Below are 14,789 nucleotides of genomic sequence, written 5' to 3' on the forward strand. Positions count from 1 at the left end.
AATGGAGCCACTCCAACCCCGTTGCAATCCAGCCTCGCTTTGGTCATATGACCCCGTCCTCCTCCCCAGGCCTCTCTTACGGACGTCACGAGGACAATAATGAGCAATACAGTCGACCGCGCCGGCCTTTCCATCGATGAAAAGCTGGCGACTTTCCTCGAATCGCAGGTTTTGAAGCCGCTCGGGCGCGATGCGGAAGCGTTCTGGAACGGTTTCGCCAAGCTGCTCGCCGAGTTCTCGCCGCGCAACAAGGCGCTTCTGGAGAAGCGCGAAGAGCTGCAGGCGCAGATCGACGCATGGCACACCGAGCGCCGGGGTCAGCCGCACGATGCGGGCGAGTATCACGACTTCCTCGAAAGCATCGGCTATCTCGTGCCAGAGCCGGGAGAGTTCACCATCGGCACGCAAAATGTCGATCCCGAGATCGCGACGATGGCGGGGCCGCAGCTGGTGGTGCCGATCCTCAACGCGCGCTTCCTGCTCAACGCCGCGAATGCGCGCTGGGGTAGCCTTTACGACGCGTTCTACGGCACCGACGCGCTCGACGCGCCGCCTGCCAAGCCAGGCGGATACGACAAGGCACGCGGCGACGCTGTAATCGCCCGCGGACGCGAGTTCCTCGATGAGGCCGTCCCGCTGGCCGAAGGCAGCTGGACCGACCTGAGCGATCCGAGCCAAGGCATCGCGATCGCCGATGAGAGCCAGTATGTCGGCAAGACCGCGAAAGGGCGGCTCTTCAGGAACAACGGCCTCCACATCGAAGTCGTCTTCGATCGCGATCATCCGGTCGGCAAGGACGACAAGGCGGGCATCGCCGATATCGTGGTCGAAGCCGCGCTCACCACCATCGCCGACTGCGAGGATTCGGTTGCGGCGGTCGATGCCGAGGACAAGCTGCTCGCCTACACCAACTGGCTCGGGATCATTCGCGGCGATCTTGAGGAAAGCTTCGAGAAGGGCGGGCGGACGATGACCCGCACCCTCGCAGGCGATAAAGTGTACCAGGACGGCGCGGGGAAGGAGCATAGCCTACCGGGCCGCAGCCTGATGTTCGTCCGCAATGTCGGCCATTTGATGACCAATCCTGCGATCCTCCTGCCCGATGGCAGCGAGATTCCGGAAGGCATCATGGATGCGGTTTTCACCAGCGCCATCAGCACTCTCGATGTCGAAGGCCACGGCAAATACGGCAACTCGAAGACCGGCAGCATCTACATCGTGAAGCCCAAGATGCATGGGCCGGAGGAATGCGCTTTCACCAACGACCTGTTCGACACGGTCGAAGATTTGCTTGGCATCAAGCGCCACACGATCAAGGTCGGGGTGATGGACGAGGAACGCCGGACCTCGGCAAATCTCGGCGCCTGCATCCATGCGGTGAAGGACCGCATCGTCTTCATCAACACGGGCTTCCTCGACCGGACGGGGGACGAGATCCACACCTCGATGCAGGCCGGGCCGATGCTGCGCAAGGGCGCGATGAAGGGATCGGACTGGTTGCAGGCCTACGAGGCGCGCAACGTCGCCATCGGGCTTAAACACGGGCTTTCGGGCAATGCGCAAATCGGCAAGGGCATGTGGGCCGCGCCCGATCTGATGGGTCAGATGATGGTCGAGAAGATCGGGCACCTGCGTGCCGGGGCGAACACCGCATGGGTGCCTTCGCCGACCGCCGCGACGCTCCACGCGCTGCATTATCATCGCGAGAACGTGTTCGAGATCCAGAAGTCGCTACCCGAAGCGCCCGGACTGGAGGCGCTGCTCACCATTCCTCTCGCCAGGGATACCAACTGGCCCGAGGACGAGCTGCGCGACGAGCTCGACAACAATTGCCAGGGCCTGCTCGGATATGTGGTGCGCTGGGTCGATGCCGGGGTCGGGTGCTCCAAGGTGCCCGATATCAACGATGTCGGCCTGATGGAGGACCGCGCGACATTGCGGATTTCCTCGCAGCACGTCGCCAACTGGCTGCTGCACGGGGTGGTGAGCGAGGAAATGGTAATGGATTCGCTCACCCGCATGGCGGCGAAGGTCGATGCGCAGAATGCGGGCGATCCGGACTACCAGCCGCTGATCGGCAACGAGGACGGCCCCGCCTTCCGTGCGGCCAAGGACCTGATCTTCAAGGGCGTCAAACAGCCGAGCGGTTATACCGAGCCTTTGCTGCACCGGTGGAGGCAGGTGAAGAAAGCGGTTTAGGCGGCTTTTCGCAATTTGAGGTCTTCGATCAGGGCTAGAGCAGGCGCGATGCTTGTCCGGTCCACGAAATCGAAGCCCTCGGCTTCTTCCTTCGCGGCCTGCTTGTCCGGATTGAAGAACGCCGCGATCTGCAGCATCAGGCGCGGAAACCAGCCGAGATCGCGCGGATCCTGCCGGCCGCGTAGCGCGACGTGGTGCATTCGCGCATGGAATTCAGGCGGCAAGTATTTCCTGAGCCAGCCATCGAGCTTCTCGCCCGCAGGCGCGCCGGAAACCGTGACAAACACGACCGGTTTGTCCCGCATTTCGGCGAGATGCACCGCCAGCCAAGGCAGGATCAGCGGCTTGTAGTAATAGATCGGGGTGACCAGCACGATGAAGTCGTATCCGGAAAGTGGCGGTGGCGACTCGTCGAGATCAAACGCCGGCAGGCCCGAATCCTCGGCGATCCACCCGGCGTATTCCGCCGTGCTGCCGTATCGGGTGAGGTAGAATATCGCTCCGTTCATGATCGGCTCCACTTGCTGTGAAGCCAGCATAACCATTTTCTGCGCGATCTGTCGTTGATCGGGGTCAAATTAGGGCAAGACCGATCCCTGTCGCAGCTCGGCTAGCTTCCGGTCACCAGACCCGAGCGCTTCCGACCCATCTGGATCCGTCCGACATTGGCGATCGGGCCGGTTCGTTGCACCTGTTCACCGGCGATTTCGGCGAGTTTCTCGCCGCCGATCGCGCGTTCGAATTCGATCCCGCACGATGTCTCGCTGGCCCAGACGACCCGGCAATAGATCTCTTCCTTGCCGAGCACGAGACATCCGCAAACGCCCTCCGGCGGCGGGGATGGCAATTCTAGCATCGCACCGCCATCGGAGATGTTCGCCATGCGGCATTCGCGCGTGCCAGAAACGGTCCGCAGAGCGGCCGGAATTTCGACCGAGAACCGCCCCGATCGACGGCGGTCAGCCTGTGCGGCTTGTTGGCGAAGGGCGAGGCTGCTCATGGGTGACCCTTTTCTTGTTATCGTGCGACCGATGCGAACCTTCCCTATTCCCCGAATGGCACTTCCACCGGGTTCGCAATCGTGATTATCCGAAATTAACCACGCTCAGTCGCCGATTGCGGCGGGATCGCCGAATTTCCCGGCCTGGTAGTCCTGGATCGCCTCGAGAATTTCCTCGCGCGTGTTCATGACGAAGGGACCGTGAGCGACCACCGGCTCGCCGATGGGGTCGGCATGGCCGAACAGCAGCAACGCGCCTTCATCGGACGCGACCTCGATCCCGTCGCCGTCCGAAAGCTGGGCGAGGTGCCACTTGGGCACTTCGCGACCCGAAACCGTCACCACCCCGCGCACGGTGTAGAACAGCACGCTGCGAGCCGCCGGGGCGGGCAAAGTCGCCGAGGTTCCGGGCGCAAATTCGACCGTCGCCAGCATCGCGCCGGTTAGCGGATCGACCGGAGCTGCTTCGGTGCCCGAAACCGCGCGCATGGTCACACCTTCGACCAGTTCGAGCGTCGCCATCCGCCCGGCGGGGACCGGCAGGTAATTGGGCTCGCTCATCTTGAGCCGCGCGGGAAGGTTCAACCAGAGCTGAAGGATTTCCATGTCTCCTCCATCGCGCTTGAAGTCCTCTGGCGAGAGCTCGGCATGGACCAGCCCGCTTCCCGCCGTCATCCATTGCACCCCGCCCTCGCGCACGATGCTTTCGCCGCCGCCGGTGTCGAGGTGTGAGAGGCTTCCGTCGAGGATGAAGGTCACCGTTTCGAAGCCGCGGTGCGGGTGCGGGCCGAAGGGGAGGCCGCGATTGCCCGGCGGGTACCTCTGCGGGCCGTGGTGGTTGAGGAACAGGAACGGGTCGACTTGCGGCAGCCCGGGACCGGGCACGGGACGCCGCGTGACGAGATCGCCGATGTCGTCGCGGATGGCCGGGTGGAGCGAAGTAACGACGCGGGTGGTCATGCCGGAAAAGCGCTTGGCGGGCCGACAGGTTCCGCCGAAGCGGGATCAGGACTCACCGCCGTCCTCGACGTCGGGCGCGTAGGGACTGCCGTTTAGGATCACGGCGGAGATCGCGCGCGTCGCGGCGATATCCTCGAGCGGATTGGCGTCGAGCAGGATCAGATCGGCTTCCTTGCCTTGGGTTACGCTCCCGATGCGGTCTGCGGCTTCGATATAGCGTGCGTTTTCGAGCGTGGCCGCGCGCAAGGCCTCGCCCGGCGTCATGCCTGCGCGGACCAGCAGGCCCAGCTCGGTGTGCATCGATACTCCGGGCACTACGAATGGGTTGGAGGCATCGGACCCGACGAGCACCGTAACCCCTGCATCGTGCATGCGGCCAACCAATTGCTCGCGCAGCTCATAGGCGGCCTTGCCATCGGCGATGCTTGCGAACGGCCCTTTGACATCAGCCTGCGGCGTGACGATCCGCTGGTAGATCGACGATAGCTCGCCGACCAGTTCCGGATCGGGCACAGCCGAAGGATAACGCCAACGCGGATCGTCGAGCACCACAAGGGTGGGGACGATGCCTACGTCGTTTTCCTTCAGCACGTCGAACAGTGCCGTTTCCTTGGCCGGATCGCGGGTCGCCGCCATTTCGGTCAGCTTCCCGTTGGTGAAAAGATAGGTCGCACTCGCGGTGAGCTTGGCGGCTTCCTCGGCGAACTCGGCGCGCCAGCGTTCTTCTTCGGAAGAAATATCCATGAAGATTCCGCGCAGGTGCTCGGCGGTGCGCAGGCCCGCTTGAGCGGCGGCCGCATAACCGACTTCGCCTGGAACATGCCCTGCGAAAGTCAGGCCCCGTGTCTTCGTCTCGTCGACGATGGCGGCGAAAACATCGGGCGTGAGATCGGTGTAGACCTTCACGAAATCGCCGCCCGCGTCGGCCACCTGGTTCACCAGTGCGCGGCCTTCTTCGGGCGTGGCAATCGAGGCGTAGTGCATCGCCCAGCTCGGATTGCGGGGGATGTTTCCGTCGAGGATCCGCAGCGCAAGCACCAGTTCAGGGCCTTCGAGCGTGCCCTCGGCGATCTCGCGCCGCATGGCGATTTGCCCGCGCGAGTCGGGTGTTAGCTCGTCGAAATGCGTGCCCATGTCGCGCACCGTCGTTACGCCGAACCGCAGGAACAGCGGCAGCGAATCGCGGTTGGTGTGGACGTGCATGTCGATCAGGCCGGGGATCAGGAACTTGCCCGTGCCGTCGATCGTCTCGAGCGTTTCGGGCCGGGCATCTTCTGCGGGGAGGATCATCTCGATCTTGCCCTCGTCGATCACCACCGTGCGGTTCGGTTCGATCTCGCCGGTTTCGACATTTACGATGCCGACATTGGCAATCGCGAGGTCATAATCCTGAGCGCTGGCAATACTCGATGCGGCCAGCGCGGTGAGCGCAATCAGGGATTTGTGCAGCATTGTCTCGGTATCCTCTCCGGCAAATTCTCACCCACAACCCTATCGAGCTACGCGCGGGGAATCGCGCCGGATGCAGACGCTAGTCGAGCGCTCGGGCCAGCTCGACGAATTCCGCGACGCTTACGGTCTCCGCGCGGCGAGTCTCGTCGATGCCGATGCTCGCCATCGCTTCGAGCGCGCCAGGCACGCCCTTGAGGCTTTGTCGCAGCATCTTGCGGCGTTGGCCGAAGGCGGCTTCGGTGAGCCGTTCGAGCGTTCGCGCCGAGACGCCTTCGGGTGCCGAGGCGGGCGTCACATGCACGATGGCGCTCATGACCTTCGGCGGCGGTGTAAAGGCGCTGCGGTGGACCTTCATCGCCAGCTTCGCCTCTGCACGCCATTGCGCGAGAACCGCGAGGCGCCCGTATGCGCTGGTGCCGGAATTGGCGACGATCCGCTCCGCCACTTCGCGCTGGAACATGAGCGTGAGCGAGTTCCATTGCGGCGGCCACTCCTCCCCAGAAAGCCAGCGCACGAACAGCGCGGTGCCGACATTGTAGGGGAGGTTGGACAGGACTGCGAAGGGTTCGCCGCCCATTACCGCGCCGTGATCGAGCTTCATGGCATCGCCTTCGATCACTCTCAGCTGTCCGGGAAAAGCCTCGGACAGTTCAGCGAGCGCGGGAAGGCAGCGGCGGTCCATCTCGATCGCGGTAACACGCGCCCCGGCGCGGAGCAGCGCGCGGGTCAATCCGCCCGGACCCGGGCCGACTTCGAGGACCGGCTTGCCCTGAAGATCGCCCGGTATCGCGGCGATTCGGGCTAGCAATTGCTCGTCGAGCAGGAAGTTCTGCCCGAGTGCCTTGGAGGCGGACAAGCCGTGTTTCGCGATCGTCTCGCGGATCGGCGGGAGCTCAGCCACCGGCTCGCGCCCGCGCGCCCACCATTTCGCCCGCCATGCGGATCGCGGCGCACATCGCGCCCGGGTTTGCCTCGCCTTTGCCGGCAATGTCGAATGCGGTTCCGTGATCGGGCGAGGTGCGGATGATCGGCAAGCCAAGCGTTACGTTGACGCCCTCGTCGAACTCCAGTGCCTTCAAGGGGATCAATGCCTGGTCGTGGTACATGCACAAAGCGACATCGTAACCTGCGCGCACCATCGGGGTGAACAGCGCATCGCCCGGGACGGGGCCGGTAACGGCGAGGCCTTCCTTTTCGAGAGCCCTAATGGCCGGCTGGATCACCCGAGCTTCCTCGTCGCCGAACTGACCGCCTTCGCCGGCATGCGGGTTGAGCCCCGCAATGGCGAGGCGGGGCCGGTCGAGCCCGAAATCGCGCGCGAGGGCCATGGCAACGATCCGCGCCTTGCGGGTAATCAGCTCCTCGGAGAGCAGCGCGGGCACGTCGGCAATCGCGACATGGACCGTCAGCGGAACGGTGCGCAGGCTCGGCCCGGCAAGCATCATGACCGCATCGCTCTGTTCGAGCGAGCAGGCGGCGGCCAGATATTCCGTTTGGCCGGGATAGTCGAATCCCACCGCCATAAGCTGGGATTTTGCCACCGGCGCGGTGACCACCCCCGATGCTTCGGACCGGAGTGCGAGCCCCGTCGCCCATTCCAGCGAAGACTTCGCCAGCTGTGCACCTTCGGCTGTGGGATTTCCCGGAGTAAACGCGGCATCGAGCCCGGCGAGGACAGGCAATCCGGCATGAAACGCCATCGGTGCCTCATCGGCCTGCGCGATCGGCACTAGCGGGCAATCGATCCCGACAGCGACGGCGGCGGCGCGCAGCACTTCGATCCCGCCGACCACGAAGAAGGGGGTTACTCCGCGCCCGCTTCGCAGCCTGGCGTAGCTTGCGCAGATGATCTCCGGTCCGATCCCCGCCGGATCGCCGAGCGATACGGCCAGCGGAAACGGAGCCTCGCTCATCGGTGCAGCTCAGTTATACTCGATATAGGCGTCGTTGCGCAGGTCGCGCAGGTAACGCTGGGCGCGCTTCGAGATACGTTCTTCCTTGATCTGGTCCTCGATCTGCGCCGCCGTCGGGGCGCCAACGTCAGGCGGATCGTCGCGGCCGCACAGCATTAGGACGCGAACGCCTTCCTGCGGACTGCCGAAGGGCGGGGTCGTCTGCCCGATCTGCAGGTTAAGGATGATCGAACGCAATTGCTCGGGAAGCGAGCCGGCGGTGATCTGGTCGTTGGCGACGACGGTCGCACCGATTTCCTGGCGCGCGCGTTCGGCATCGGCGCAGCCGCGCAAGGACTGTACGAAGGTCGCGAACTCGTTGACCTTCGCTTCGGCCTGTTCCTGCGTCATATCGGTCGGGAAATCGATCGAGATCTGGCGTAGGCTGAGCACAGCGTCTTCAGGGTTGGCCATCAGCACCTGACGCTTGTTGATCAGGTACAGAATCGAGAATCCGCCGGGGATTTCGATCGGCCCCTGCAACTGGCCGGGCTGCATTTCGCGCGCTGCGTTGCCGAGTGCCGGAGGAAGCTGGCCAAGCCGGATCCAGCCGAGGTCGCCGCCGACCGCCGCCGTGCTCGCTTCCGAATATTGCCGCGCATAAGCGACGAAGCTGCCGCCCTGCCGCAACTGCTCCATGATCGCCTGCGCGTTCTGGAGCACCGCCGCGCGGTTTTCCTGCGTGGCGGACAGGTAGATCTCGCCGAGGCGGTATTCATCGGTGCCGCGCGAATCCTCCATCCGCTTGAGCACTTCGTTCACTTCCTCGATCGACACGTTGACGAACGGAATCACATTGCGCCGCAGCAGGTTGTCCCACGCGATCTCGCCTTCGATCTGGCGCTTCAGCGCCGTTGGCGAGGAGCCGATCGAACGCAAATACTCGTCCATCCGCTCAGGGTTCTGCCCGAAATTCTGGACCGCTAGCTGCTGGTAGGTCGTTTCGACTTCCGAGCGCTCGACAGCCATTTCGAGCGCCTGTGCAGCCTGGATCTTGAGCGTTTCGTCGATGAGGTTGCGCAGGATCTGAACCTTGAGCCGCTGCAGTTCCTGCTCTGAAAGCTCGTTCTCCGAGGCGGCGGTTACCAGCGCGACCCGCTGGTCGATATCGGTGCCGGTGATGACATAGCCGTTGACCACCGCCGTCGCCGAACGCTCACCCGATTCCTCGCTGCCGAAGATCGAGAAATCCTGCGGCAGGCCGAACGGATTGTCGGCCGTGGGTTGAGCCTGCGTCTGCGCCCCGGTCGGTGCCGGAGCGGCGGCAAGGCCCATCAGGCCAGCAGCCGCAAGCAATGCGCAGCTTTTCGAAAAAACCTTCATCTTCACGTAATCAATCCCGGTTTGTCGTCTCGCTTAACTTTAGCGATTCAGTCTGTTGCGCGGCCCCTCTTCGCGCTTGCCATCGGGCCGTGCCACTCGGTGGCTTAACAAGGGATGAGTGGCCCCCGACCCGTTATTCGCGCCCTTTAACGCCTTTTTCCGCCGCTGCCAATTCGTGGACCCCGGCTTTGCCCGGTTAGCGGAAGCCGAGATTTCGCAGCGCAAAGAACAACTGGAACGTGTTGCCCCGCTCGGCATCGCCGGCGGTGATGAAATCGCGCCTCCATGTGAGGCCGAACTCGATACAATCGTCCTGGTAGGCCACGCCGAGCCGGGTGCGGATCGGTTCGAACCCGTCGGGTTGGAAGGTCGGGTCCTCATCGGCGTTGGTCAGGTTGAAAACGCCCGAACCGAACGCCGACCAGTTGCGGTCGAACGCGACCCGCGCGGCGGCGCGAAGCTCCTCGCGGTCTTGCAGATCCTCGACCGTCTGGATGTCGCGATTGAGGCGCAGGTAGCCGACTTCGAAATAGGTTTTGCGCGATCCGATCGTCGCGTCGATTTCGTTTCGGCGAATGGCTAGATTGTCCTTGTCGAGCCGGAAACGATGGGTGAACTGCAGGAAATCCTTGTAGCGCACCTCGGTGCGGCCGACGAAGTCCGATACCCTTTCGGACAACCCCGTTCCGTCGGGAAAAATCTCGCGCTCGGTGTTGAGGCGGTAGGACTGGCCGACATTTGTCTTCACGCGCCAGCCGGGCTTGCGCAGTTCCCAATCGACACCCCAGGTCACGCGCGCGCCGTCTTCGACGCGGTCGTATCCAGGGAAGCGGTTGAGCGCGAACAGGTTCGAATCCTCGAGGTCGATCGCACGCGCGTCCTCGTTCGGGACGGCGAGGTTCCGGATCGGCGGGCTGACGACCAGTTGCACCCGCGGGGTGAGCACTTGTGTGCCGCCGAATGCCTCGCCGACGAACGGCCACTCGACATCGATCGCCGCGGTCGCGATGCCGCGCACTTCCCATCCTTCGTTTCCGCGATAGCTCTCGGTGAGCGTCGCGAGGGTGTTGTCGGTATGATAGATGTCGCCGCGCACGAGCCCGGTGAAAGTCACGACCTGCCCGAGCCCGGTAAGCCTGCGCAAGTCCCATCTCGCGCCGGCAAAGGCGCGCTGCGTGTCCTGCCCGTCATTGCGGATGAGGCTGAGCGTGTTGGCCTGCAACTGGACCGTGCCGCCGAGCACCGGGTCATCGATCAGGCGGCGATAATCGAAGGCCGGGACCGCGACCGGGATCTGACCCTGTTCGGCGTTGATCCTGAGCGTCTGCGTCGCCCAACCTGCAACGGAAAGGTAGGATCTTTCATCGATGCGTTCGAGATTGACGGTCGAGCGCAGCCGGTCGTCGCGGCTGAGATCGTAGCGGCGCAGGAAAGTGCGATCGCTGGCGAGCCGGACCGATCCAGTAAGGCTCCATTCGGGCGAGAACTGGAACTTGCCGTTGGCGAACAGATACCCGCGCGGATCGCTTTCGGTCGTCGGAACCCCGGTGAAGTCGGCAACGCGGCTCGAAACGGTGGCATAGCCGGTGATCTGGTAGGCGCCCTTTTCCGTCAGGTGCCGCCACTGCCCGCGAGCCATCGGCGCGACCTCGGTGAAGACCGAGGCTCCGAGCCGCAGATCCTTGTTGTTTGCCAGCCGCCAGTAGTAATCGCCCGAGAGCTCGAGCCCGTTGACCTCGGAAATGCGGACATCGGGCACGAGAAATCCCGAAACCGCGCTGCCATCGGTGCGTAGCGAAAGGCCGGGAAGCGGCAGGATGCGCGCTCCGAACAGCTCGAGCATCGCGCCCTTGAAGCGCACCCGGCTGTCGGTCGGATCGTAGCTGACGCGGTCGGCGGTGATCCGCCAGCTCGGGTTTTTGGCGCAGCCATCGTCTCCCGTGACCGCGCAGGCGGTGTAGGCCGCATCGGTGAGGATGACGGTGCCGTCTTCGCCGCGTCCTCCCGATCGCGCCGCGAGCCTTCCGCCCGCGCGCAGCGCGAGCAGCAGTTCATCCATCGCCCCGGCTTCGAACTTGTCGTTGAGCTCGAGCGTATCGGTGAACAGCTGGTTTCCTGCGTCGTCGACAAAGCGGATGTTGCCGGTGGCCAGAATCTTCCCCGATTTGCGGTCCCACGAAACCTCGTCCGCGCGCACCGATCCGTCTTCGCTGCGCAGGATCACGTTACCGCGAGCCGTTACGATATCGGCTTCGTTGTCGTAGGCGAGCTGCTCCGCCTCGAAAGTGATGGTCTGGTCGGACAGCAGCTCGGCCACGGCATCGGCCGTCGTTTCGACGTCTTGCTCCGGTTCGGGCGCATCCTGCTGCGCGGCTGCCGGAACAGCGACCGACAGCGCCAGCGAGCCCACGATCGCCAGTGCGACCGGGCTTGTCCTGCAGCGCATATCTGTGCCGGTCCCGATCAAACTGTCGACCTTCCAAGCTCGCGACATGGCTTGCCTATTGCACCGCTCGCGCCTAATCGCAATCGCCATTCCAGAGCCCGACCGCTGGAGCCGTTTCGCCGTTCCGTGCGTTCGACGAAGCGGCCTGCTACCGGCCCGCATGTTCGCAAGAAATCCCCGGGAGACCCCATGAAGATCCAGTTCACCGACAGCCCGCCCGCCGATGTCCGGCTTATCGCAAGGATCGTGAACCAGGGTGATGCACTGTCCGATCTCGACGCCGCAATCGTCGACGGCGCGAAGGCGGCGCGATTCAAGGGACGTGTCGGGCAGGTGTTCGAGGGCTTCACGGTGGCTGACGGGGCGCTGCGCCGCGTGGCGATCGCCGGTGCGGGCGAAACCGACGCCGATGCGCGCCGCCTCAACATCGAGAAAGCCGGTGCGGCGCTCACCGCGAAATATCTCTGCTCGGGCGAAAGCAAGATGGTGCTCGACCTCGGACACGCCGATCTTTCGGGCGAGGAAGCCGCCGCAGCGCTGCTGGGCCTGCGCCTGCGCGCATGGCGGCATGACGAATACCGCACCAAGCTCGCGAAGGAAAAGCGTGTCTCGCTGAAAACCGTCCATGTCTTCGGCGCGCCCGACGGGACCGAAACGGCCTGGGAAGAGGCGGCGGCCATCGCAAAGGGCGTCGAATTCACGCGCACCCTCGTCGCCGAGCCGGCCAACATCCTTTATCCGGAAAGCTTCGTCGAACGCTGCGACGAGGCCTTCAAGGGAACCGGGGCGGAAATCACCGTGCTCGGCGAAGCCGAGATGGAGCGGCTCGGGATGGGCGCTTTGCTCGGCGTCGGACAGGGCTCGGAACGCCCGTCGCGCCTGCTCGCGATCCGCTGGAACGGCGGCGAGAAGGGCGAGAAGCCGACTGTGTTCGTCGGCAAGGGCGTCACTTTCGACACCGGCGGCATTTCGCTGAAGCCGCCGCCCGGCATGGAAGACATGAAGTGGGACATGGGCGGCGCAGGTGCGGTTGCGGGCGGCATGCTCGCCATCGTTTCGCGCAAGGCCAAGGCCAATGTCGTCGCGGTGATGGGATTGGTCGAGAATATGCCCGACGGCAAGGCGCAGCGCCCGGGCGATATCGTCACCACGATGAGCGGCCAGACGGTCGAAGTTCTCAACACCGATGCCGAAGGACGGTTGGTGCTGTGCGATGCGCTGCACTGGGCGCAAGAGGAATACGACCCGGCTCGCATCATCGATCTTGCCACGCTGACCGGAGCCATGATCATCGCGCTTGGCCATGAGCACGGCGGCCTCTTCGCAAATGACGACGATCTTGCCGACCAGTTGCTCGATGCGGGCAAGACGGTGGGGGACAAGCTCTGGCGCCTGCCGATCGGCCCTGCCTACGACAAGCTGATCGACTCGCCCATCGCCGACATGAAGAACGTCGGCCCGCGCCCTGCCGGTTCGATCACGGCGGCGCAGTTCCTGCACCGTTTCATCAAGAAGGGCATGCCTTGGGCGCACCTCGATGTCGCGGGCATGGTCTGGTCGGACAAGCCCGGCCACAGCTGGGACAAGGGCGCGACCGGCTATGGTGCGCGCCTGATCGACCGGCTGGTAAAGGACGTCGCGGAATAAGTCTCATGGGCAGGATGCGGAAGAAGGCGGACCTGCCCACCAAGATCTGCGAGACCTGCGGGCTGCCTTTCACATGGCGCAAGAAGTGGGAGCGCGATTGGGACAGCGTGAAGTATTGCTCCGAGCGGTGCCGGCGTTCTCGTTCACAGTGACCAAGCCACCCGCTCCCTCCACCCTTCCACCCGGAATATTGTCGGTTAGGATCCGGGTGGAAGGGTGGAGGGAGCGGGTGGCCTAGGCTATCCAACCAAACATGAAGATCGACTTCTGGCAGTTGTCTACCGATCCGGCGGAGAAGGTCTGCGCGCTGATTGCGCAGCGGGTGCTCGATTCGGGCGAGCGGCTGCTCGTCGTGAGCAACGATCCCGACCAGCGGGACACCATCTCGAAGGCGCTGTGGAATGCCGGGCCGACAAGTTTTCTGGCCAATGCCGAAGTGGATGCTGACGGTCCCGAGCGCCAGCCGGTGCTGCTCAGCGATGTGCCCGAACCCGCCAACGGGGCCGGCCACGTTATCTTTGCCGACGGCCAATATCGCGAAACGGACGGCTTCGAACGCACCTTTCTGCTGTTCGACGAGGCCACTGTCGAGCAGGCCAGGGCGGTCTGGCGCTCGCTCGACGGAAAGGACGATCTCGAACGCGCGTTCTACCGGCAGGAGGGCGGAAAGTGGGTCAAGGTCGCCTGACCCCTTGCGATTCGGCGGGTGTTGCGAGATGTTCGTTTCCGCATTGACCAGGGGGGGAAGCACCATGCTCCGCACGACAACCATCTTCGCCGCAACCGTTCTGCTCGCCGCGTGCGGTTCGGAAACTTCGGGCGAGTTCACCACGGGCGACGGTGAAACCGGCGAATACACGATCGACGAGACAACCGGCGAAACCACCGCATCGATCACGACGGACGAGAGCACGGCCACTCTGCGCTCGGGCGCGAATGTAGAGGTCGATTTGCCGTCCGGCTTTTCACTCTATCCCGGCGCGGAGGTCGTCTCGAACACTGTTGTCGATCACGCGGGTGGCAAGGGCGTCATGCTGGTGATGCAATCGTCAGACAGCACCGAAGACCTGATCGAGTTCTACCGTGAGCAAGCGGAAGAGGCGGGGATCAAGGTCGAACTCGACATGCGCATGAACGAGATGATGATGCTGGGCGGGCAAGCTGACGACGGAACGACCTTTTCCTTCAACACCTCGCCTTCCGACGATGGCGGCAATCGCGCCCAATTGATCGTCGGCACCAAACAGTAAGTCTCCCGCGAAGCCACAAAGGCTTGAACTGGCGCGCTGCCGGAGCTAGGGGCGCGCCGACAGGAATCTGCCCGCTTGCGGGTCTCTCTTCGCGCACCCCCTTTGCGCATCATTTCAAGGAACCAGTACAATGGCGGTTACCCGCACCTTTTCGATCATCAAGCCCGACGCCACGCGTCGCAACCTCACCGGCGCTGTCACCAAGATGCTGGAAGAAGCCGGACTGCGCATCGTCGCTTCGAAGCGCATCCACATGACCAAGGACCAGGCCGAAGGCTTCTACGCGGTCCACAAGGAACGCCCCTTTTTCGGCGAGCTCGTCGAATTCATGACCAGCGGCCCGGTCGTCGTGCAGGTGCTCGAAGGCGAAGATGCCGTGAAGCGCAACCGCGACATAATGGGCGCAACCAACCCGGCCGACGCCGCCGAAGGCACGATCCGCAAGACCTTTGCGGAATCGATCGAAGCCAACACCGTCCACGGCTCGGACAGCGAAGAGAACGCGAAAATCGAGATCGACTTCTTCTTCAAGCCCGAAGAAATAGTCGGCTGAACGCCGA

General features: G+C 63.8%; 14 protein-coding genes. 6 read left to right on the plus strand and 8 right to left on the minus strand.

The window, feature by feature from the left end:
* Positions 1 to 99 precede the first annotated feature (99 nt).
* Entirely contained in the window at positions 100 to 2,199 is a 2,100-nt protein-coding gene (locus ACI5KX_RS06215) for a malate synthase G (RefSeq protein ID WP_406809806.1), read from the plus strand.
* Here the strand turns inward: ACI5KX_RS06215 and ACI5KX_RS06220 are convergent.
* From ACI5KX_RS06220 to ACI5KX_RS06255, 8 genes are all read right to left on the minus strand, one after another.
* Entirely contained in the window at positions 2,196 to 2,708 is a 513-nt protein-coding gene (locus ACI5KX_RS06220) for a flavodoxin domain-containing protein (protein WP_406809807.1), read from the minus strand. The two genes, ACI5KX_RS06215 and ACI5KX_RS06220, sit on opposite strands and share 4 nt — an antisense overlap.
* Before the next feature lie 101 nt (positions 2,709 to 2,809).
* The gene (locus ACI5KX_RS06225; RefSeq protein WP_406809808.1) at positions 2,810 to 3,199 is read right to left on the minus strand and encodes a PilZ domain-containing protein; all 390 of its coding nucleotides are present in this window, start codon (positions 3,197 to 3,199) and stop codon (positions 2,810 to 2,812) included.
* 105 nt (positions 3,200 to 3,304) lie between these two features.
* Complete coding sequence (locus tag ACI5KX_RS06230) at positions 3,305 to 4,159, minus strand: pirin family protein (protein ID WP_406809809.1); 855 nt, start codon at positions 4,157 to 4,159, stop codon at positions 3,305 to 3,307.
* Positions 4,160 to 4,204: 45 nt separating this feature from the next.
* Complete coding sequence (locus tag ACI5KX_RS06235; RefSeq protein ID WP_406809810.1) at positions 4,205 to 5,611, minus strand: amidohydrolase family protein; 1,407 nt, start codon at positions 5,609 to 5,611, stop codon at positions 4,205 to 4,207.
* A gap of 79 nt (positions 5,612 to 5,690) precedes the next feature.
* Positions 5,691 to 6,512, minus strand: a complete 822-nt coding sequence (gene rsmA / locus ACI5KX_RS06240) for a 16S rRNA (adenine(1518)-N(6)/adenine(1519)-N(6))-dimethyltransferase RsmA (protein ID WP_406809811.1) — start codon at positions 6,510 to 6,512, stop codon at positions 5,691 to 5,693.
* The gene (gene pdxA / locus ACI5KX_RS06245) at positions 6,505 to 7,524 is read right to left on the minus strand and encodes a 4-hydroxythreonine-4-phosphate dehydrogenase PdxA (RefSeq protein ID WP_406809812.1); all 1,020 of its coding nucleotides are present in this window, start codon (positions 7,522 to 7,524) and stop codon (positions 6,505 to 6,507) included. Before pdxA ends, rsmA begins: the two co-directional genes overlap by 8 nt.
* A gap of 9 nt (positions 7,525 to 7,533) precedes the next feature.
* The gene (locus ACI5KX_RS06250; protein WP_406811332.1) at positions 7,534 to 8,886 is read right to left on the minus strand and encodes a peptidylprolyl isomerase; all 1,353 of its coding nucleotides are present in this window, start codon (positions 8,884 to 8,886) and stop codon (positions 7,534 to 7,536) included.
* Between the two features lie 196 nt (positions 8,887 to 9,082).
* Positions 9,083 to 11,380 carry an LPS-assembly protein LptD gene (locus ACI5KX_RS06255; RefSeq protein WP_406809813.1) on the minus strand — a complete coding sequence of 766 codons (2,298 nt, stop codon included), beginning with the start codon at positions 11,378 to 11,380 and terminating at the stop codon, positions 9,083 to 9,085.
* A gap of 141 nt (positions 11,381 to 11,521) precedes the next feature.
* Here ACI5KX_RS06255 and ACI5KX_RS06260 point away from each other — a divergent pair, with 141 nt between their 5' ends.
* The 5 genes from ACI5KX_RS06260 (at position 11,522) to ndk (ending at position 14,782) form a co-directional block, all read left to right on the plus strand.
* Complete coding sequence (locus tag ACI5KX_RS06260) at positions 11,522 to 12,979, plus strand: leucyl aminopeptidase (protein ID WP_406809814.1); 1,458 nt, start codon at positions 11,522 to 11,524, stop codon at positions 12,977 to 12,979.
* Between the two features lie 5 nt (positions 12,980 to 12,984).
* Positions 12,985 to 13,131 carry a DUF2256 domain-containing protein gene (locus tag ACI5KX_RS06265; RefSeq protein ID WP_406809815.1) on the plus strand — a complete coding sequence of 49 codons (147 nt, stop codon included), beginning with the start codon at positions 12,985 to 12,987 and terminating at the stop codon, positions 13,129 to 13,131.
* A gap of 101 nt (positions 13,132 to 13,232) precedes the next feature.
* Entirely contained in the window at positions 13,233 to 13,667 is a 435-nt protein-coding gene (locus ACI5KX_RS06270; RefSeq protein WP_406809816.1) for a DNA polymerase III subunit chi, read from the plus strand.
* 64 nt (positions 13,668 to 13,731) lie between these two features.
* Positions 13,732 to 14,229, plus strand: coding sequence for a hypothetical protein (locus ACI5KX_RS06275; protein ID WP_406809817.1), 498 nt, complete (start codon positions 13,732 to 13,734; stop codon positions 14,227 to 14,229).
* A gap of 130 nt (positions 14,230 to 14,359) precedes the next feature.
* Positions 14,360 to 14,782, plus strand: coding sequence for a nucleoside-diphosphate kinase (gene ndk / locus ACI5KX_RS06280; RefSeq protein WP_406809818.1), 423 nt, complete (start codon positions 14,360 to 14,362; stop codon positions 14,780 to 14,782).
* Positions 14,783 to 14,789 lie beyond the last annotated feature (7 nt).

Source organism: Erythrobacter sp. GH1-10 (genome assembly GCF_045363165.1).
Lineage (GTDB): Bacteria > Pseudomonadota > Alphaproteobacteria > Sphingomonadales > Sphingomonadaceae > Erythrobacter.